The following is a 17,893-nucleotide window of genomic DNA, read 5'->3' as shown; positions in this document are numbered from 1 at the left end:
CCTACTTTGGCCCCATCAAAGTAGGTCGCCGAGGGGCGAAAAGGTGACCTGATTCGACCCCCAATCCACCTGAAACCACAGAACCGCTTTGTGACGCGGAGCGTCACGAACTGCATTCCCACGCGGAGCGTGAGGAACGAGCGGCGTCTGGGATAACAAAGGTGACCTGAGTCGAACCCTAATCCACCTGAAACCACAGAATCGCCGTGTGACGCGGAGCGTCACGAACTGCATTCCCATGCGGAGCGTGAGGAACGAGCGGCGTCTGGGATAACAAAGGTGACCTGAGTCGAACCTCAATCCACCTGAGGTCGCAGACCCACGAGAGGCGTCCGGGAGAGCACTTTTCGTCACTCTGCGCAAAGCGTGGGGACAATAGCAAAAAGGCCCGGTCACTGAGTGAGCCGGGCCTTTATGACGGTGTCAGACGATTACTCGCTGAGCGTCGGCACCTTGCGCGGGGCCATGAAGTACAGCCAGATCAACGCGATGAAGTACATCGCCGGGATCATGGTGAACAGCACGTTGTAATTGTTGTTGGTGGCGGTCAACACGGCACCGACAATCTGGGTCATGAACATACCACCAATGGCCGCACACATGCCGCCGAAGCCGAACACGGTACTCATCATGTGCTTGGGCGTGTAGTCCATCACCAGGCTCCAGATATTCGCGGTCCAGGCCTGATGCGCACCCACCGCAAGCGAGATGGCCAGTACCGCCACCCACAGGCCGCTGGCGTTGGCGGCGAATACCACGCTGCAGATAGTGACGGCAAAGATCAGCATCGACAGCAGACGCGCAGTGGTCGCACGCATGCCGCGCCCGATCAGCCAGGAGGACAGGATGCCGCCACCCACGCTGCCGAAGTCAGCGGTCAGCCAGATCAGGATCAGCGGGATGCCCATCTGCGTCACGCTGATACCCAGGTTGTATTGCTGATTGAGAAACGGCGGCAACCAGTACAGGTAGAACCAGAACACCGGCGCAGTAATGGCGTAAGCCAGCGCGAACGCCCACGTGCCGCGCATCTTCAGAATGCCGGTGAAGGGCACCTTGACCGGCGCAGGTTCGACTTCCTGATTAATATAATCCAGCTCGGCCTTGCTGACGGTCGGATGCTCTTCGGGGTTGTAGTACTTCAGGCGCCACATGGTGACCCAGATCAGCCCCAGCGAACCCATCGCTATAAAGGCGGCCTGCCAGCCCCAGACGGTAAGGATCAGCGGCAGCAGCGCCGGCGTCAGCATTGCGCCGACGTTGGTGCCAGCGTTGAAAATGCCAGTCGCCACGGCACGTTCACCCGCCGGGAACCACAGACGTGTGGTCTTTACACAGGCCGGGTAGTTGGCAGCCTCGGTCAGGCCCAGAATGAACCGGCAGACCATGAAGCCCACAGCGGAAGTCGCAAGGCCATGAGCGCCGGTCGCCAGGCTCCACAGCAGCACCGCGAGGAAGAACGCGCGCTTGACGCCGACCTTGTCGATAAAGCGGCCTTGCAGCACGAAGCCCACCGCGTAACCGACCTGAAACCAGAAGTTGATGTTGGCGTAGTCCATCGCCGTCCAGCTCATTTCCTTGGCGAGGATGGGCTGCATGACGCCAAGCGCCGCTCGGTCGATGTAGTTCAGCGTGGTGGCGAAGAACACTAGGGCGAGCATGCCCCAGCGCGTCTTGCCCACGGCGAGTGCGCCGCGAATCTTTTCGCCCATCCCGGCACGGGCGGCCTGGGCGACAGGGTTGGTCTGGGTGTTAAGCATGATGTTCTAACCATCCGTTCCAGGACTGTGCTGCTGGCAACAGTCGGACTGAGAAGTCCACTCGATGCAGGCGTTGTGCAGGTAAAGTGAAGTCGTAGAACCGTGATTCGACTGGCCTGTTGACTCAGGCTTTCATCGAGACGATCCGTCGGGCCGACAATTTACAGGTTGGGCCGCGCAAGTGTGTTGGAATGTTTCAGGCGACGCAGATCCGCGCGGGGCTTTTGGCCGGACGAGTTCGTTGAACCTGACGTCTGGTGAGACGGACGGGCGAGCGGGCGAGCAAAGCGAGAAGGGTGCACATGAGCAATGTTCCTGTTTTTTGAATTGTTATGGGTTGCTGCTGATGAAGCAAAAGATCAAAACGTTTGACTGCGGGTCTACCCTGCAATGTGATGCTGATGTTGAGCATTGCGTGGTACAGCGTCAATTGAGTAAAACGGCTTTTGTTCGATAATCGAACGTAAAACTAACCGGTTCGTACACTTTATGTTGCTGTAGTATTTTGACAGGCAAATACTTTACTCGCACCTCTGAATAAGGCCGGGAAAGGCCAGGAATGCGGTGCTGTCCAGTCGCGACCGAAACAGGTCGCGTTCATCCAGGAGCTGAAAAGCATGCAGCGTTCAATTGCTACCGTATCCTTGAGCGGTACTCTGCCCGAAAAGCTCGAAGCCATCGCCGCAGCCGGCTTTGACGGCGTCGAGATTTTCGAAAACGACTTGTTGTATTACGACGGTAGCCCACGCAACGTCAGGCAGATATGTGCTGATCTGGGCATTGCCATTACCCTGTTCCAGCCGTTCCGGGATTTTGAAGGCTGCCGCCGTGATCGCCTGCAGCGCAATGTCGACCGTGCCGAACGCAAATTCGATCTGATGCAGGAACTGGGCACCGATCTGGTGCTGGTCTGCAGCAATGCGTCTGCCGATTCGGTGGGCGACGAGAACATTCTGCTGGATGACCTGAGCCTGCTGGCCGAGCGTGCCGGAGCCCGTAACCTGCGTGTCGGTTATGAGGCGCTGGCCTGGGGCAAGCATGTGAACACCTGGCAACAGGTCTGGAACCTGGTGCGTCAGGTTGATCATCCGGCACTCGGTGTGCTGCTCGACAGCTTCCATACCTTGTCACTCAAGGGCGACCCGAGCGCGATTGCGCAAATCCCGGGTGACAAGATCTTCTTTGTGCAAATGGCCGACGCGCCGATTCTGGCCATGGATGTGCTGGAGTGGAGCCGCCATTTCCGCTGCTTCCCCGGTCAAGGCGAGTTTGATCTTGCGGGTTTCCTCGCGCCGATTCTGCGCAGTGGCTACACCGGTCCGTTGTCGCTGGAAGTGTTCAACGACGGTTTCCGTGCCGCCCCGACTCGCGCCAATGCGGCGGACGGTTTGCGTTCGCTGCTTTATCTGGAGGAAAAAACCCGCCAGTTGATGGCGCGTGACGAGCCAGCCGCTGCGCCTGAAATACTCTTCAACCCGCCCGCTGCCAGCACTTACAACGGCGTCGAGTTTCTGGAGTTCGCGGTCGACGAGAGCCACGGCGCGCGCCTGTCAGGCTGGCTGCAACGGCTGGGCTTTGCCAAGCTGGGTCAGCATCGCTCCAAGGCGGTCAGTCTGCTGGGGCAGGGTGATATCAAGATCGTGCTCAATGCCGAACCCTATTCTTTTGCCCACAGCTTTTTCGAGGCCCACGGGCCGTCGCTGTGCGCCACTGCCTTGCGCGTCGATGACGGCCATCAGTCGCTGGAGCGTGCTCGGGCCTTCAAAGGCCAGCCGTATCGCGGGCTGGTCGGCCCCAATGAGCGGGAGATTCCTTCGGTCCGCGCGCCCGACGGTAGCCTGATCTATCTGGTTGATAACGCTGCGCCCGGAGAATCGATTTACGACAGCGATTTTGTCGTCGACCCGCAAGCGGTTGCCAAGGGTGGTTTACAGCGTATCGACCACATGGCCATGGCGCTGCCCGCTGACAGCCTGGACAGCTGGGTACTGTTCTACAAAAGCATTCTGGACTTCGAGGCCGATGACGAAGTGGTCTTGCCCGACCCCTATGGTCTGGTGAAAAGTCGTGCCCTGCGCAGTCGTTGCAGTACCGTGCGCCTGCCGCTGAACATTTCCGAGAATCGCAACACGGCCATTTCCCACGCGCTGTCGAGCTATCGCGGCTCTGGGGTGCATCACATTGCGTTCTCCTGTGAAGACATCTTTGCCGAGGTCAGCCGCGCCAAGGAGGCGGGGGTGCCGTTGCTGGACATCCCGCTCAATTACTACGACGACCTGGCAGCCCGCTTCGATTTCGATGAAGAGTTTCTCAGCGAACTGGCGTATTACAACGTGCTTTATGACCGCGATGCGCAGGGCGGCGAGCTGTTCCACGTCTACACAGATGCCTTCGACGGGCGCTTCTTCTTCGAGATCCTGCAACGCAAGAATGGCTACGTGGGCTATGGCGCGGCCAACGTGCCGGTGCGTCTGGCGGCGATGGCCAAGGCGCGCAATGTGGCAGCGCGTCAGGCGCGGCTGTAACGCGAGACCGAAAGTAGAGCTGCTGCGAGGGTTCGAATTCCTCGCAGCTTCCCTCTGCCTGCGGTCAGCTTCATACTTCGCGCATTACCCGTGGTCATGAGCCAACAATGAAAAAAATCGACTCCGCCGTTGCCGTTGAACCTGCCGCTACCGTGCCCAAGGGCCGCAAGAACAATCCGGAAAAAACCCGCGAAGACATTCTTCAGGCTGCTGTCGCCGAATTCGTTGCCCACGGTCTTACAGGAGCGCGCGTCGATGCCATCGCCGAGCGCACTAAAACCTCGAAACGGATGATCTATTACTACTTCGGCAGCAAGGAGCAGCTGTATGTCGAAGTGCTGGAAAAACTCTACGGTGCGATTCGCAACACCGAGAGCGAGCTGAACCTGAGTGAGTTGGAGCCTGTCGAGGCTATTCATCGCGTGGTGGAGTTCACTTTCGATCACCACGACAGCAACGTCGATTTCGTCCGCATCGTGTGCATCGAAAACATACATTACGGCGAGAACGTCAAACAGTCCGATTCGATCCAGGCCAAAAGCCAGAACATCATCAGGGCGCTCGACGGCATCCTGCGTCGCGGCGAGGCCAGTGGCTTGTTCCGCGATGGCGTTCATCCCGTGGACCTGCACCTGATGATCAGTTCGTTCTGCTTTTACCGGATCTCCAACCGCCATACCTTCAGCGAAATTTTCCAGATCGAGCTGTGGAGCGAGGAGGTCAAACAGCGTCACAAGGCGATGATTTGCGACGCTGTGCTGCGTTATCTCAAGCGCTGAGGTTTACAGCGTATGGAAGTGCGCCATCATCCGTTCTGCATCGGCTGACTGGCCACTGAACAATTCGAACGCCTTGACCGCCTGAAACACCGCCATGGTGCTGCCATCCAGCGTGCGGCAGCCCAGTGCACGGGCATGCTTGAGCAGTTCGGTTTCCAGCGGGAAGTAGATGATTTCCGCGACCCACAGCTCAGGGCGCAGCAACTCGACCGGCAGCGGCGTACCTGGCAGTTTGGTCATGCCGACCGGCGTGGTATTGACCAGGCCATCGGCTTTGGCCATCGCGGCAGGCAAATCGACACCCACCTGCGCCCGTCCGGCACCGAAATGCGCGTTGAGGTTGTCCACCAGGCCTTGCGCGCGTTGCGGCTCGACTTCGAATACCGTCAGGCATTCGACGCCAGCGCTCAATAACGCATGAGCCACGGCAGCGCCTGCGCCACCTGCGCCCATTTGCACCACCTGCTGACGTGGAGCCTTGTCCAGGCCGCGTTGGAAGCCTTCGGCAAAGCCCAGGCAGTCAGTGTTGTGACCGATGCGCTTGCCGTCCTTGAACACCACGGTATTCACTGCGCCGATACCGCGGGCTTCGGCGGACAGCTCGTCGAGTAAGGGGATAACTGCCTGCTTGCACGGAAAGGTGATGTTCAGGCCGGTGAAGCCGCAGTTTTGCGCGCTTTCGATAAGCCGGGGCAGGGCGCTGATGTCCAGTTGCAGGGCGTCGATATCAATCAGCCGATACAAGTAGCGCAGGTTCTGTGCATCGCCTTCGTGCTCGTGCATGGCGGGCGTTCGCGAGGCCTGGATACCCGAGCCGATCAGGCCGGCGAGAACGGATGTTTTTTCAGCATGGGTCATAGAATACGTCTCTTGTTTTTGTGCCACTGCCCGGTCCAGAGCAGGTGTTGAGCGGAATGTACCAGATGGTTAATAGTGCCGCAGGTGGCAGGCGATTACTACGCAGCGATGTTGTGCGGTGATCGCCCTAATCAGTGATAATCCACGGCCAGCCGCTTCAGATCAGCCAGAGTTCACGCCGCACATGCCCGATTCCGTTTTCAGCGCCGCACAGCAACAAGCCAGCACGTTGTACCTGCCACCGGGCGCGTGGGCCACAGTGCTTGATTGCCTGTGCGCGAAATTCACCGCCATCAGCCGCGAACAATGGCTGGACCGTATTGCCCGCGGGCGGGTACTGGACGAAAACGGCAAGGCCATCGCGCCTGACCTTGCGTACCGGGAGGGCCTGCGCATTCACTATTTCCGTGAGGTGCCCAATGAAACGCCGATCCCGGTGCTCGAGACGATTCTGTACGCCGACGAGCATCTGGTGGTGGCGGACAAACCGCACTTTTTGCCCGTGACACCCGCAGGCGAGTACGTCGAGCAGACGTTGCTGCGCCGTTTGATCCATCGCCTGGGCAACCCCGATCTGGTACCGCTGCACCGTATCGACCGGCACACCGCGGGGCTGGTGCTGTTTTCCGCCAACCGACAGACGCGCTCGGCTTATCAGGCACTGTTTCCCACCCGGCAGATCGACAAGTTCTACCAAGCCATTGCGCCAGCGCTGCCGGGCCTGGAGTTTCCACGTTTGCACGAAAGCCGTCTGGTTGAAGGCGAACCGTTCTTTCGCATGCAGGAAGGAGCAGGGGCGAGCAATACCCGGACGCAGATCGAGGTGCTCGAGCGGCAGGATCAATTGTGGCGGTACGGGCTTTATCCGGTGACCGGCAAGAAACATCAACTACGCGTGCACATGGCAGCGCTGGGCGCGGGGATCTGCAACGATCCTTTCTACCCGGACGTGGTAAAAGACCCTGTCGACGATTATCAAAACCCTCTGAAGCTGCTGGCCAAGGGCTTGCGCTTCATCGACCCGCTCAGCGGTGAACAGCGTCAGTTCGAGAGCCTGCTTGAACTCGACTGGTAAGCGCTAAAGCCGGGCTGACGGCCAAAAAAAACCCGCACTCGGCGGGTTTTTCCAAATCAGTCACGCGACGCCCGGATCACAGATCCTTGACGGTACGTACCTGATCCTTGTTGATGCGGGTCTGCTTGCCGTCGAGTTGCTTGAACTCGTAGAAGCCCGATTCTTCATCGTACTTTGGCGTGTCGACAGCCTGGATTTCACGACCATCGTTCAAGGTGATCACAGTGGGCGATGCGCAGCCGGCGAGGGAGGCAATGCTCAATGCAAGCAGGAAGGCAGCGGGAAGGGTCCGTTGTTTCATTACTGTGTCTCCAGATGGATTCTTGATTTACTGAACTCTCAGACGGATACACCGTCGGCAAAGTTCCGTATACACCGTCAGCAAGTTCAATAGCCAGCCACTTGCTACGGTTTCTCGCTGATCCCGGTCAATAGACAGGGGGTGTTCAGGTTGGCCAGGCGTGAATCACCGGCTTCCAGTTGCAGGGCGACTGGTTGCAGCGGTTCCAGGGCCCGTCTCGGGCTGCGTTCGCCGGCCTGCCATGCGGCTTCCAGCGTTGCGGCGTGAGCGATGGGGATCATACATAAAAGCGGCTGCCAGTGCTGGCCTTCACGCACCATTATTGGTCGCTCCGGGCATTCAACAGCCTTCTCGCGCAACGCTTTCAGCAACGGTTCATCGACCAAAGGTACATCGCAGGGCAAAACCAGCAACCACGGATGCCGGGCGAGTGGCAGGGCGGCGCGAATTCCGGCCAGAGGGCCGTTGAAATCGGCATCATCGTCCTGCACCAGTTGATCGGCGTACTGCGCATAGCGCTCGATGTTGCGGTTGCAGGAAATAATCAGGTCGTCGGTCAGCGGCCGGGTCAGCCGGTGCAGATGCTCGATCAGCGTCTTGCCCTGCCACTCGATCAGGCCCTTGTCGCGCCCGCCCATGCGCTGCCCGCGACCTCCGGCCAGCAGCAGGATAGAGCAGGGCGGCAGTGCGGCAAGGACATTCATCAAACACTCGGCGGGCAGTCAAAAGGAGTGCTGTGATATAACACCGGCCTGTTTCCTTAACAACTGGATGAGGCCATGAAAGCCAAGGCTGACACACCTTTCGTACCCCTGAATATCGCCGTGCTGACCGTCAGCGATACCCGCACCCGTGAAACCGATACCTCGGGCCAGATGTTCGTCGACCGCCTGACCGACGCCGGTCATGGCCTGATCGAGCGTGTGCTGCTCAAGGATGACCTGTACAAAATCCGCGCTCAGGTAGCGACCTGGATCGCTGACGATCAGGTGCAGGTCGTGCTGATCACCGGTGGCACCGGCTTTACCGGCCGTGACAGTACGCCGGAAGCCGTGGCTTGCTTGCTGGACAAGCAGGTTGATGGTTTTGGTGAGCTGTTCCGGCAGATTTCGGTGCCGGATATCGGCACCTCGACCATTCAGTCTCGTGCATTGGCGGGCCTGTCCAATGGCACCCTGGTGTGCTGCCTGCCGGGCTCCACCAATGCGGTGCGTACGGCGTGGGACGGTATTCTCGCCCAGCAACTGGATTCGCGCTTCCGGCCCTGCAACTTCGTGCCGCACCTAAAGCAGGCCGAGCCCTGTGCGACTCGTGGTTGAGTGCTGATGAACAACGAGCCGAAAACCTTGCTGCCTGTCGAAGAGGCTATCGCGCGGCTGCTGGCGATGGCCGAGGCCACGCCGATCACTGATCGCCAGCGTGTTCCGCTGGCCGATGCCGAAGGCCGCGTACTGGCGGTAGATCTGGTCTCCACGCTGGATCTGCCGCCCTGGCCGAACAGCGCCATGGACGGTTATGCCTTGCGCACGGCGGACTGGAGCGGCGAGCCGTTGACGGTCAGCCAGCGCATCTTCGCCGGTCAGGCACCCGAGCCGCTGGCCCCTGGCACCTGTGCACGAATCTTCACCGGCGCGCCGATGCCTGAAGGTGCCGATTGCGTCGAGATGCAGGAAAACGCCGAGGTGCTGGCGGATCAGCGCGTGTGCTTCAGCGAGCCGCTGAGCGTCGGGCAGAACATTCGTCCACAGGGGCAGGAAACCCGCGTTGGCGATACCGTGCTGGCGGCCGGAACGCGGCTTGGTCCTATTGAATTGGGCCTGGCCGCTTCGCTGGGCCTCGCCGAGCTTGAGGTGATCCGGCGGGTGCGTGTCGCGGTGCTGTCCACCGGCGACGAGTTGATTGAACCAGGTCAGCCATTGGGGCCGGGGCAGATCTACAACAGCAACCGGGTGTTGCTGTGCAGTTGGCTGAAGCGGCTCGAATGCGAGGTGGTGGATGCAGGCATCCTGCCGGACGATCTGGCGAAGACTCGTGCTGCGCTGGCGAATCTGCACGATGTCGACCTCATCCTCTCCACGGGCGGCGTCTCGGTGGGCGAAGCGGATTTCCTGGGTCACGCATTGCGCGAAGAAGGCGAGCTGACGCTCTGGAAGCTGGCCATCAAACCCGGCAAACCGCTGACCTTCGGGCATTTTCGTGGCGTACCGGTGATTGGCCTGCCCGGCAATCCCGCCTCCACGCTGGTCACCTTCGCTTTGCTGGCGCGCGCTTACCTGCTGCGCCGCCAAGGTGTGATTGACGTAGCACCGTTGCAGTTTCCGGTGCCCGCAGGTTTTGTCTGGACGCGTCCGGGCAATCGTCGCGAATACCTGCGCGGGCGTCTGGAACAGGGCAGGGCCGTGGCCTATCGCAACCAGAGCTCGGGTGTATTGCGCAGTGCTGCCTGGGCTGACGGCCTGATTGAAGTGCGTGAAGGTTCAACCGTGGCCGAAGGGGACTGGGTCAACTTCATCCCGTTGAGTGAAGTGCTGGGCTGAGTGGATTAATGGTTGGGCGGGCACGCATGAGCTACTCTCAACATCGCTGACAAGTTGGGCAACCGGACTTCGCCCTGGAGTATTGTTATGGCGCCATTGAGAGTGGCTTGTGTGATCCCGACCTACAACGGACGCAAGGATCTGGAACGTCTACTGGACTCGCTGGCTACGCAGACTGCGAGCTTCGATACACTGATCGTCGACTCCAGTTCTTCAGATGGCACGCTGGAGCTGGCGCAAGCCCGTTGTGCCAACGTATTGCGCATCGACAGCGAGGACTTCAACCACGGCGGCACCCGGCAGATGATGGTCGATCTGCATCCCGACTATGACGTCTATGTCTACCTGACCCAGGACGCCTACGTTGAAGATATCAATGCCATTGCCAACATTCTGTTGCCTTTCGCCGACCCCAAGGTCGGCGCGGTCTGCGGGCGTCAACTGCCGCACAAGAATGCCAACCTGTTGGCTCAGCATGCACGGTTGTTCAATTACCCTCCGACGTCGCAGATCAAAACCTTGGCCGATGCCCGCACGCTGGGCATCAAGACGCCATTCATGTCCAACTCGTTCGCGGCCTATCGCGGTGAAGCGTTGCGGGAGATCGGCGGCTTTCCCCGGCATGTGATTCTTTCCGAAGACATGTACGTCACTGCCAAAATGCTGATCGCTGGCTGGAAAGCAGCTTATGAAGGTTCGGCCGTATGCCGTCATTCGCACAACTACAGCCTGCGCGAGGAGTTTTGCCGTTACTTCGATATCGGTGTGTTCCAGTCCCGAGAAGCCTGGATCTACGAAACCTTTGGTGGCATCGGCGGCGAGGGCATGCGTTACGTCAAGTCCGAGCTTAAATTCCTCGGACCCCGGCGAATTCTCTGGTGGCCCATGTCGTTCGTGCGTAATGCGCTGAAGCTGCTGGCCTACAAGCTGAGCAAGCAGGAAAAGCGCCTGCCCCGCGGTGTGAAAAAAAAGCTCGGGATGTACAAGCGCTACTGGGACAGCCCTTACGCCTGAGCGAACCCTGCGCCGGACGCTGAGCGCCCGGCGTCTGGCACATCAGCTTTTCGCGGCTTCTTCGTCCAGACGGTCTGCCTCGAACAGTTGCGCGAGGTCGGCCCTGGCTTCGCGGGCGGTCTGCAGAACCTTGGCGTCGTCGTCATACACTTCATGCTGTGCGGCCAGCACTTGTTCGTCGTGGCGCTTGAAGCGACTGATGCGCGCGTCGGCCTGTGCTTCGGTCAGGCCCAGCCCCATCAAGGTCTGACGGCTCATCTCCAGGCTTGAATAGAACGTCTCACGTACGGCATGAGCGCCAATGTCCATCAACCGGTGAACGTGCTGGCGGTTACGTGCGCGGGCAATGATCTTCATGTGTGGATACAGCTTGCGGATCAACTCGGCGGTCTTGATGTTGGTGTCCGGATCATCCGTCGCAATGACAAAGTATTCCGCTTCATCAACCTTGGCTGCACGCAGTATTTCCGGACGCAGCGGGTCGCCATAAAACACCGGCACATTACCGAAGCTGCGCGAAAACTCGATCGATTCCACGGCGGTATCCAGAGCGATGAAAGGGATTTTCTGCGCCCGCAGGATCCGCGCTACGATCTGCCCCATACGGCCCATGCCTGCGATGACCACGCGTGGTTTGTCAGTCTGGATATCGCGGTATTCGTCCGGCACGTTGACGGCCTTGGCCTTGGGTTTGATCCAGCGCGCCAGAGCAATGAACAACAGCGGCGTGATCGCCATCGACAGCGTGATGGTCAACACCAGCATGTCGTAAAGCCCTGCCTCGAACAGCCCTTGAGCGCTGCCGATCTTGAACACCACGAAGGCAAATTCGCCACCGGCGGCCAGCACCAGGCCCAGTTGCAGCGCGCTGCGGTTATTGAGGCCGCCAGCGGTACGACCGATCAGGAACAGCATCGGCAGCTTGATTCCGATCAACAGCAGCGTCAGGCCCAGCACCGCGAGGGGCGAACTGAGCAACAGGCCGACGTTGGCACCCATGCCGACACTGATGAAGAACAGCCCCAGCAACAACCCCTTGAACGGTTCGATCTGTGCTTCCAATTCGTGACGGTATTCGGAGTCTGCCAATAGCAGACCGGCGAGAAATGCGCCCAGTGCCATGGACACGCCCACCAGTTCCATCAGCCACGCCGTACCAATCACTACCAGCAAGGCAGTGGCGGTCGAGACTTCCTGGATTTTGGTCTTGGCAACGATGCGAAATACCGGACGCAGCAAATAGCGTCCGCCGATCACCACGATGGCAATGCTGCCCAGCACGCGCAGGCCGTGGTTGATGCTTTCGCCGGTGTCCATTGCGTGATCGGCCCCGGCGAGGAATGGCACCATGGCAATCAAAGGAATTGCTGCAATGTCCTGAAACAGCAGGATAGCGAACGCCATCCGGCCATGCGGGCTGTTCAACTGCTTGCGCTCGGCCAGACTCTGCAAGCCGAAGGCCGTGGATGACAGCGCCAGGCCAAGACCCAGAATGACCGCAGTGTTCAGCGACTGGCCGAAGGCAAACAACGCGATCCCGCCAATGACCAGGCCTGTCAGCAACACCTGCGCCATGCCGACGCCGAACACCGATTTGCGCATGACCCATAAACGCTTTGGCGACAGCTCAAGACCAATGATGAACAGCAGCAAGACCACGCCCAGCTCTGAAATGTGGCTGACGCTCTCCGTGTCGCCTATCAAGGCCAGCACCGAAGGGCCGATGATCACTCCCGCGAACAAATAGCCGATCACCGCGCCCAGCTTCAGGCGCTTGGCCAGCGGTACTGTCAGCACGGCGGCGAGTAGAAACACTACTGCGGCCTGCAACAGGCTGCCTTCATGGGGCATGTAAAACTCCTTGGTAATAATTGAACACACTGTTTGAGCAGGGCGGTATTAAAGCATGGGAGTTTTACACGGCAACGTTCATCGCGGCATGACAATAATCAACGCGGTTGATAGAGCGCGCGTGAAGGATGCGAAGGAGGGGAGCAGGGCAGGCTGACGATGCCATTCGTCGCGCATCGGCGTAAGCTATGCGCGCAAACAGGCAGTGCCAACTGCCCGCTCACGAGCATTCAGGAAACCGTTATGACCAACAAGCAGCGTTTGATTTACTCGATTCTGATCGCCCTCGGCGTTCTGGCGATCATGCTGGGCTTGTCGCACCTGCAAAACAGCGGTGTCATCACCGAAAAAACCTTTCAGTACATCGCAATCAGCGTGGCCGTACTGGTCGTGATTCTTAACGGGATCATGCGCCGCAAGGTCAAGCGGTAAGCGCGGCAAGTGGCAAGGATGACGAGGCCCGTTTTACTGGGCACCATCCTTGCTCGCATCACCCAGCCATTGTCGGGCACGAGGGTGCAGGCTGTAGGTCTTGTCGTCATTGAGATGAATCACGCCTTCATCGCACAGGCGCTTGAGCACTTCGCGCACACTTAGAAACGACAGCGGTACATCAAGCCTGAGCAGCTGGCTGTGCACGCCCCGTACTCCCAATGGCTGGCCTTCCTCGCTCGATACCAGAAGCGCATCAAGCACCTTGAGCCTGACCAGGCTGGTACGCAGACCAAAGCTTTTCAGGAGCAGTCGGATGTGCTCGTTTCCGGGCCGCTCTGTCTCCAGAGAGGGCGACTGTGCCTGCGCAGCCAGTGCTGTTTGGCGCAGCAGGGTGCGAGTCGTGATTCCTTGGCGATTGAACATCCACAAACTCCTTTTCAGGCTTTTTTAAACAATCTCAGTTACTAAGACGAACGAGCGCAGCAAAACCTCAGTTATCAATGGAAAAAAATAAAAACGCCAACACGCACGGGGTGGCCGCAGCGCTGTGCGTTTCAGGGTAGATGAAGATCGGGCAGTCGCGGGGGGACGGTTGATCCGGCTATCGGCGGATACAAAATCGCTCTGCGTCAGTCAGGTACGCGAGAGCGCTCAGCCTTTTGGCGCGTCGGGTATCCGGCGGTTGAGCACCGGGTTGCCGTTCTGGTTCTGCGTGACATAAACCGGCAGCACCTTGGGCAGAGAGGCCAGCAGGCTGGACAGGTCGCGCGTGTTGAAACTGCCGCCCAGGCGCATCGCACCGGTTGCGGTATCCGCCAGCAGAATAGGCGTTTGCAGGTAGCGATTGATAAGTGGCAGCGCCTGGCTGAGAGGCAGATCATTGAAGATCAGCTTGCCATTACGCCACGCCAGGCTCGAATCCTTTGTGTCGGTCTGGCTGATCAGGGGCGCGTCGTCGCCTGCCTTGTAGCTGGCCTGCATGCCAGGGTCAAGATGATGGCTTGATGACGGATGCGCGCGATCACTGCTGACCTGAACCGAGCCCTCGACCAGCGTTACACGTACCTGGTCCTGATACATCCACACATTGAAGCGTGTGCCCGTGACCTTGATGCTGCCCTTGCCGGCATCGACTACAAAGGGGTGTGTGTTGTCGTGGCTGACCTCAAAGAACGCCTCACCCTTTTTCAGCGTAACGCTGCGTCGATCCTTGTAGTTGGCGTAGGTCAGCTCGGTGCCGAGGTTCAGTTCGGCACGGCTGCCATCTGCCAATACCACAAGACGCGTCGCGGTATCGGCGTTGTAGGACTCATAGGCGTCAGGCAGCCAGCCCTGATTCCAGCCCACATAGCCGGTGACCGGGACAGCCAGAGCAATGACCGCAGCGGCAGCCGCGAGTGGTGCCAGGCGGCGCTTGCGACGAAGTACGGGCTGGTTGTTCTGGGTAGCCTGAATCGGAAGTGCAGGGGCTGGATTGAGCGGTTCGATTTGTCCGGTAATGTCCCAGACTTCCCGCATCGCCTCATACTCCACCGCATGCAGAGGATGGGCCTTCAGCCATTGCTCGAACGCTTTTCGTTCTGCGGCCGTGCAGTCTTCGGCATGCAGGCGCATGCACCAATGCGCAGCGGCATTGGTGATCGCGTCGTGTTCTGCCTTGCTGAAAAGAGGGTCGCTCATGGGCGCTCCGGCCTATACCGTTGGCGCATTCTACCCTTGGATATCAGGGAGAGAGAACATTTGCAGGAATTACCCGTCAACGCACAGCGTAATTCCTTGTGAATGCAAGCAGCTCTCATTGAAACCTGTTCGCGACAATCGAGCACACCGTAGTGCGCAGGGAGTGTTTTTGCAGAGCCTGCAGCGCTACTCTCGTTGCTGGTATTTCGTGCGGTTGTTCCCGGTACCTTGCCATGACATGAACAGGAGCCTCAGATGCGCGCCACCCCTAACGATCAGCCGGTCCGGACCGTTTCATATCAGCAACTGACAGATCTGTTGCGGCGGATCTTCCTTGCACACGGCACCTCCCCGGAAGTTGCCGATGTGCTTGCCGAGAACTGCGCCAGCGCCCAGCGCGACGGCTCGCACAGTCATGGCATCTTTCGCATGCCTGGCTACATCTCATCGCTGAGCAGCGGCTGGGTGGACGGCAAGGCAGTGCCGTTGATCGAGGATGTCGGTGCCGCGTTTGTCAGGGTCGACGCCGGTAACGGCTTTGCCCAGCCTGCGCTGGCGGCAGCCAGATCATTGCTGATCGACAAGGCGCGCAGTGCCGGGATTGCGATTCTGGCGATACGCAACTCTCATCACTTTGCCGCGCTGTGGCCGGATGTCGAACCTTTCGCCGAAGAAGGGCTGGTCGCCCTGAGCATGGTCAACAGCATGACCTGCGTAGTGCCACATGGTGCGCGTCAGCCCTTGTTCGGCACCAACCCCATTGCCTTCGCTGCACCGCGTGCCGGGAGCGGGCCTATTGTTTTCGACCTGGCGACCAGCGCCATTGCCCATGGTGACGTTCAGATCGCAGCGCGTGAAGGGCGACTGCTGCCGGCGGGTATGGGCGTGGATCGCGACGGCCGGCCCACTGAAGACCCCCGCGCCATTCTCGATGGCGGGGCACTATTGCCCTTTGGCGGTCACAAGGGTTCTGCACTGTCGATGATGGTCGAGCTGCTGGCGGCAGGGCTGACAGGTGGTAATTTCTCTTTCGAGTTCGACTGGTCGAAGCATCCCGGCGCGCAGACACCCTGGACCGGCCAGTTGCTGATCGTCATCGATCCGGACAAAGGCAGCGGTCAGCATTTTGCACAGCGTAGCGAGGAACTGGTAAGGCAGCTCCACGGGGCAGGGCAGGAACGCCTGCCGGGGGACCGACGCTACAGCGAGCGTGCGCGGTCGATGGCGCACGGTATCGACATCGCTGAGGCTGATCTGGAGCGCTTGCAGGGGCTGACGGGCGGTTGAGCCGCTTACAAATTCGCTGACCATTCGTCGCAGTCAGTCTTGTGTCGGCGCTCGGTTCTAAATACTGTATGCATGAACAGTAAAGAACGAATGAGGTCTGTCATGTCCCTTAAGTCAGTGCAAACGTCAGTACAAAGCCCTGTTGCTCAGCAGCATCGTACTCTCTCTACCGTCAATGAAATGCAGCGTGAGGATTTCCTCCGGCTGGCGGCGGGGCTGCGGCAGTTCAATGGCTACGAGCAGGATGTATCGATAGCCATTGCGGCAGCCCGCGCGAGTGGTGAATACCGTCAGGCAAGCGCGATGGAATAGTGCGGCCGATAGCGGTCATGACGCGTCTCGGGTTGATTGTAAGTATATGTAACGTATATGCTTCATATATTCAATTTGAGGTGAATCATGGGTCTGGTAAAGATTTCCGAAAACATGCACGCCAACCTGCGCTCTGCCAGTGTTGCGCTCAGTCGCTCCATCAATGCGCAGGCTGAGCACTGGATGCGCATCGGCATGCTTGCCGAATTGCACCCGGCACTGGATTACAGCGAGATCTGCCAGATGTTGATCCGTATCGAGAACGCAGGCGGCACGGTGCTGACTGCTTCGAACTTCAACGTTGCAGAGCTTTCTGCGTCCAGCCTTTCCAAGGCGGCCTCATGAGCAGCGCCATCGGTATCAAGACCGAACAGGACCTTGTGCAGTTGCGCATAGCCGGAATGCTGGCTGCCGATGTGCTCGCAATGATCACGCCTCACGTCAAGGCTGGCGTCAGCACCGAAGCGCTTGACGATATCTGCAACGAATACATCGTCAAAGAGCTGAAAGTGATTCCCGCGAATGTGGGCTATCACGGTTTTACCAAGACCACCTGTATCTCTCCCAATGCAGTGGTCTGTCATGGCATACCTTCTGCCACCGATATTCTGAAAGATGGCGATATCGTCAATATCGATGTCGCGGTCATCAAGGATGGCTGGTACGGCGATACCAGCCGTATGTATCTGGTCGGTGAGGTCAGCCCCCTGGCAAAACGTCTTGTCGAGACGACCTACGAGGCAACCCGCGCCGGTATTCATGCAGTGCGCCCCGGGGCGACGCTGGGTGATATCGGTTATGCCATTCAGAGCATCGCTCATCGTGAAGGCTTTAGTGTAGTGCGTGAATATTGCGGGCACGGCATTGGCCGCAAGTACCACGAAGAGCCTCAGGTTCTGCACTACGGCGCTCAGGGCAAAGGCCTCAGGCTGAAGCCGGGCATGGTGTTCACCATCGAGCCGATGATCAATGCCGGCAGGGCCGGTACTCGTACTCTGCCGGATGGCTGGACGGTTCTGACCAGCGATCTTTCATTGTCTGCGCAATGGGAGCATATGGTTGCAGTCACCTCTACCGGTTTTGAACTGCTGACGCCCTGGCCTGAAGGTACGGGTCATTATCCTGCCATTTAGACGTGAGTGGTCCGGTGATTTGAGTGCATAAAAAATGGCCTTCCCGAGAGGCCATTTTTTTTGATCAAGGGTGATGTTTCAGTATTGCGGCGAAGATCTTTTCCAGCGTACTTCTGTTACGCCAAAACGCTCTGCCTGCAAGGTCGCCATTCCTATCGGCCCTGCAGACATATTGCCACTCACTGTGCCAACGCCGGCGTGCAGCGTTGCGCAGTGCAATGCGTCGCACTGGCACAGTTGCCTGGTCTTGTGCAGGAAACAACGAGGTTCGCCATTGAACTGATAGTGAATTTCAAATTCCGTTTGATGATTCATCTTTCCTGCCCGTGAGCCTGACGGCATGCCA

General features: G+C 59.0%; 19 protein-coding genes. 11 read left to right on the top strand and 8 right to left on the bottom strand.

Features of this window, described 5'->3' with window-relative positions:
• Positions 1–431 precede the first annotated feature (431 nt).
• Positions 432–1,760 carry an MFS transporter gene (locus tag AO068_RS03090; RefSeq protein WP_058407621.1) on the bottom strand — a complete coding sequence of 443 codons (1,329 nt, stop codon included), beginning with the start codon at positions 1,758–1,760 and terminating at the stop codon, positions 432–434.
• Between the two features lie 617 nt (positions 1,761–2,377).
• Here AO068_RS03090 and quiC point away from each other — a divergent pair.
• Together quiC and AO068_RS03080 are read left to right on the top strand one after the other, a co-directional pair.
• Positions 2,378–4,285 (top strand): 3-dehydroshikimate dehydratase QuiC, encoded by a 1,908-nt coding sequence (gene quiC / locus AO068_RS03085; RefSeq protein WP_057401620.1) that lies wholly within the window; start codon positions 2,378–2,380, stop codon positions 4,283–4,285.
• A gap of 107 nt (positions 4,286–4,392) precedes the next feature.
• Positions 4,393–5,064, top strand: coding sequence for a TetR/AcrR family transcriptional regulator (locus tag AO068_RS03080; RefSeq protein WP_010212247.1), 672 nt, complete (start codon positions 4,393–4,395; stop codon positions 5,062–5,064).
• Positions 5,065–5,067: 3 nt separating this feature from the next.
• On the opposite strand, the gene AO068_RS03075 is transcribed toward AO068_RS03080, so the two are convergent.
• Positions 5,068–5,922: a shikimate dehydrogenase gene (locus tag AO068_RS03075; RefSeq protein ID WP_058400196.1), complete on the bottom strand. Its 855-nt coding sequence runs from the start codon at positions 5,920–5,922 to the stop codon at positions 5,068–5,070.
• A 184-nt stretch (positions 5,923–6,106) separates the two neighbouring features.
• Here AO068_RS03075 and AO068_RS03070 point away from each other — a divergent pair, with 184 nt between their 5' ends.
• Entirely contained in the window at positions 6,107–6,997 is an 891-nt protein-coding gene (locus tag AO068_RS03070) for a pseudouridine synthase (protein WP_058407620.1), read from the top strand.
• A gap of 76 nt (positions 6,998–7,073) precedes the next feature.
• On the opposite strand, the gene AO068_RS03065 is transcribed toward AO068_RS03070, so the two are convergent.
• The gene (locus AO068_RS03065; RefSeq protein WP_002553129.1) at positions 7,074–7,298 is read right to left on the bottom strand and encodes a YgdI/YgdR family lipoprotein; all 225 of its coding nucleotides are present in this window, start codon (positions 7,296–7,298) and stop codon (positions 7,074–7,076) included.
• A 104-nt stretch (positions 7,299–7,402) separates the two neighbouring features.
• A complete protein-coding gene (gene mobA / locus AO068_RS03060) occupies positions 7,403–8,002 on the bottom strand; it encodes a molybdenum cofactor guanylyltransferase MobA (RefSeq protein ID WP_058407619.1) in 600 nt (199 codons plus the stop codon).
• Between the two features lie 75 nt (positions 8,003–8,077).
• On the opposite strand from mobA, the gene moaB reads away from it, so the two are divergent.
• The 3 genes from moaB to AO068_RS03045 all read left to right on the top strand — a co-directional run bounded on the left by moaB (position 8,078) and on the right by AO068_RS03045 (position 10,849).
• The gene (gene moaB, locus AO068_RS03055) at positions 8,078–8,617 is read left to right on the top strand and encodes a molybdenum cofactor biosynthesis protein B (RefSeq protein WP_002553131.1); all 540 of its coding nucleotides are present in this window, start codon (positions 8,078–8,080) and stop codon (positions 8,615–8,617) included.
• Between the two features lie 6 nt (positions 8,618–8,623).
• A complete protein-coding gene (locus AO068_RS03050; RefSeq protein WP_058407618.1) occupies positions 8,624–9,835 on the top strand; it encodes a molybdopterin molybdotransferase MoeA in 1,212 nt (403 codons plus the stop codon).
• A gap of 87 nt (positions 9,836–9,922) precedes the next feature.
• Complete coding sequence (locus AO068_RS03045; protein ID WP_058407617.1) at positions 9,923–10,849, top strand: glycosyltransferase family 2 protein; 927 nt, start codon at positions 9,923–9,925, stop codon at positions 10,847–10,849.
• 42 nt (positions 10,850–10,891) lie between these two features.
• Here AO068_RS03045 and AO068_RS03040 read toward each other — a convergent pair whose 3' ends face one another.
• The gene (locus AO068_RS03040) at positions 10,892–12,700 is read right to left on the bottom strand and encodes a monovalent cation:proton antiporter-2 (CPA2) family protein (RefSeq protein WP_058407616.1); all 1,809 of its coding nucleotides are present in this window, start codon (positions 12,698–12,700) and stop codon (positions 10,892–10,894) included.
• 243 nt (positions 12,701–12,943) lie between these two features.
• Between AO068_RS03040 and AO068_RS03035 the strand changes: the two genes are divergently transcribed.
• Positions 12,944–13,132, top strand: coding sequence for a hypothetical protein (locus tag AO068_RS03035; RefSeq protein WP_005779813.1), 189 nt, complete (start codon positions 12,944–12,946; stop codon positions 13,130–13,132).
• A 33-nt stretch (positions 13,133–13,165) separates the two neighbouring features.
• On the opposite strand, the gene AO068_RS03030 is transcribed toward AO068_RS03035, so the two are convergent.
• Entirely contained in the window at positions 13,166–13,558 is a 393-nt protein-coding gene (locus AO068_RS03030) for a hypothetical protein (protein WP_058407615.1), read from the bottom strand.
• Positions 13,559–13,786: 228 nt separating this feature from the next.
• Positions 13,787–14,815 carry a FecR family protein gene (locus AO068_RS03025; protein ID WP_058407614.1) on the bottom strand — a complete coding sequence of 343 codons (1,029 nt, stop codon included), beginning with the start codon at positions 14,813–14,815 and terminating at the stop codon, positions 13,787–13,789.
• Positions 14,816–15,070: 255 nt separating this feature from the next.
• Between AO068_RS03025 and AO068_RS03020 the strand changes: the two genes are divergently transcribed.
• The 4 genes from AO068_RS03020 to map all read left to right on the top strand — a co-directional run bounded on the left by AO068_RS03020 (position 15,071) and on the right by map (position 17,547).
• Positions 15,071–16,102, top strand: a complete 1,032-nt coding sequence (locus AO068_RS03020; RefSeq protein WP_058400202.1) for an Ldh family oxidoreductase — start codon at positions 15,071–15,073, stop codon at positions 16,100–16,102.
• Between the two features lie 102 nt (positions 16,103–16,204).
• The gene (locus tag AO068_RS03015; protein ID WP_058407613.1) at positions 16,205–16,414 is read left to right on the top strand and encodes a hypothetical protein; all 210 of its coding nucleotides are present in this window, start codon (positions 16,205–16,207) and stop codon (positions 16,412–16,414) included.
• Positions 16,415–16,501: 87 nt separating this feature from the next.
• Positions 16,502–16,759 (top strand): ParD-like family protein, encoded by a 258-nt coding sequence (locus tag AO068_RS03010; protein WP_002553140.1) that lies wholly within the window; start codon positions 16,502–16,504, stop codon positions 16,757–16,759.
• Entirely contained in the window at positions 16,756–17,547 is a 792-nt protein-coding gene (map, locus tag AO068_RS03005) for a type I methionyl aminopeptidase (RefSeq protein WP_058407612.1), read from the top strand. Before AO068_RS03010 ends, map begins: the two co-directional genes overlap by 4 nt.
• 78 nt (positions 17,548–17,625) lie before the next feature.
• Here the strand turns inward: map and AO068_RS26115 are convergent, their stop codons facing one another.
• A complete protein-coding gene (locus AO068_RS26115) occupies positions 17,626–17,862 on the bottom strand; it encodes a DUF6555 family protein (protein ID WP_058428135.1) in 237 nt (78 codons plus the stop codon).
• Positions 17,863–17,893: the final 31 nt, after the last annotated feature.

It is taken from the genome of Pseudomonas sp. ICMP 3272 (assembly GCF_001466905.1).
GTDB lineage: Bacteria > Pseudomonadota > Gammaproteobacteria > Pseudomonadales > Pseudomonadaceae > Aquipseudomonas > Aquipseudomonas amygdali.
Note: the sequence above shows the minus strand (reverse complement) of the source record. Positions and strands in the feature narration are given on the sequence as shown.

Bases quoted from the DNA above. Each gene is read 5' to 3' on its own strand.
- AO068_RS03090 (WP_058407621.1), bottom strand. From the start codon at position 1,760: ATGCTTAACACCCAGACCAACCCTGTCGCCCAGGCCGCCCGTGCCGGG.
- quiC (WP_057401620.1), top strand. From the start codon at position 2,378: ATGCAGCGTTCAATTGCTACCGTATCCTTGAGCGGTACTCTGCCCGAA.
- AO068_RS03080 (WP_010212247.1), top strand. From the start codon at position 4,393: ATGAAAAAAATCGACTCCGCCGTTGCCGTTGAACCTGCCGCTACCGTG.
- AO068_RS03075 (WP_058400196.1), bottom strand. From the start codon at position 5,922: ATGACCCATGCTGAAAAAACATCCGTTCTCGCCGGCCTGATCGGCTCG.
- AO068_RS03070 (WP_058407620.1), top strand. From the start codon at position 6,107: ATGCCCGATTCCGTTTTCAGCGCCGCACAGCAACAAGCCAGCACGTTG.
- AO068_RS03065 (WP_002553129.1), bottom strand. From the start codon at position 7,298: ATGAAACAACGGACCCTTCCCGCTGCCTTCCTGCTTGCATTGAGCATT.
- mobA (WP_058407619.1), bottom strand. From the start codon at position 8,002: ATGAATGTCCTTGCCGCACTGCCGCCCTGCTCTATCCTGCTGCTGGCC.
- moaB (WP_002553131.1), top strand. From the start codon at position 8,078: ATGAAAGCCAAGGCTGACACACCTTTCGTACCCCTGAATATCGCCGTG.
- AO068_RS03050 (WP_058407618.1), top strand. From the start codon at position 8,624: ATGAACAACGAGCCGAAAACCTTGCTGCCTGTCGAAGAGGCTATCGCG.
- AO068_RS03045 (WP_058407617.1), top strand. From the start codon at position 9,923: ATGGCGCCATTGAGAGTGGCTTGTGTGATCCCGACCTACAACGGACGC.
- AO068_RS03040 (WP_058407616.1), bottom strand. From the start codon at position 12,700: ATGCCCCATGAAGGCAGCCTGTTGCAGGCCGCAGTAGTGTTTCTACTC.
- AO068_RS03035 (WP_005779813.1), top strand. From the start codon at position 12,944: ATGACCAACAAGCAGCGTTTGATTTACTCGATTCTGATCGCCCTCGGC.
- AO068_RS03030 (WP_058407615.1), bottom strand. From the start codon at position 13,558: ATGTTCAATCGCCAAGGAATCACGACTCGCACCCTGCTGCGCCAAACA.
- AO068_RS03025 (WP_058407614.1), bottom strand. From the start codon at position 14,815: ATGAGCGACCCTCTTTTCAGCAAGGCAGAACACGACGCGATCACCAAT.
- AO068_RS03020 (WP_058400202.1), top strand. From the start codon at position 15,071: ATGCGCGCCACCCCTAACGATCAGCCGGTCCGGACCGTTTCATATCAG.
- AO068_RS03015 (WP_058407613.1), top strand. From the start codon at position 16,205: ATGTCCCTTAAGTCAGTGCAAACGTCAGTACAAAGCCCTGTTGCTCAG.
- AO068_RS03010 (WP_002553140.1), top strand. From the start codon at position 16,502: ATGGGTCTGGTAAAGATTTCCGAAAACATGCACGCCAACCTGCGCTCT.
- map (WP_058407612.1), top strand. From the start codon at position 16,756: ATGAGCAGCGCCATCGGTATCAAGACCGAACAGGACCTTGTGCAGTTG.
- AO068_RS26115 (WP_058428135.1), bottom strand. From the start codon at position 17,862: ATGAATCATCAAACGGAATTTGAAATTCACTATCAGTTCAATGGCGAA.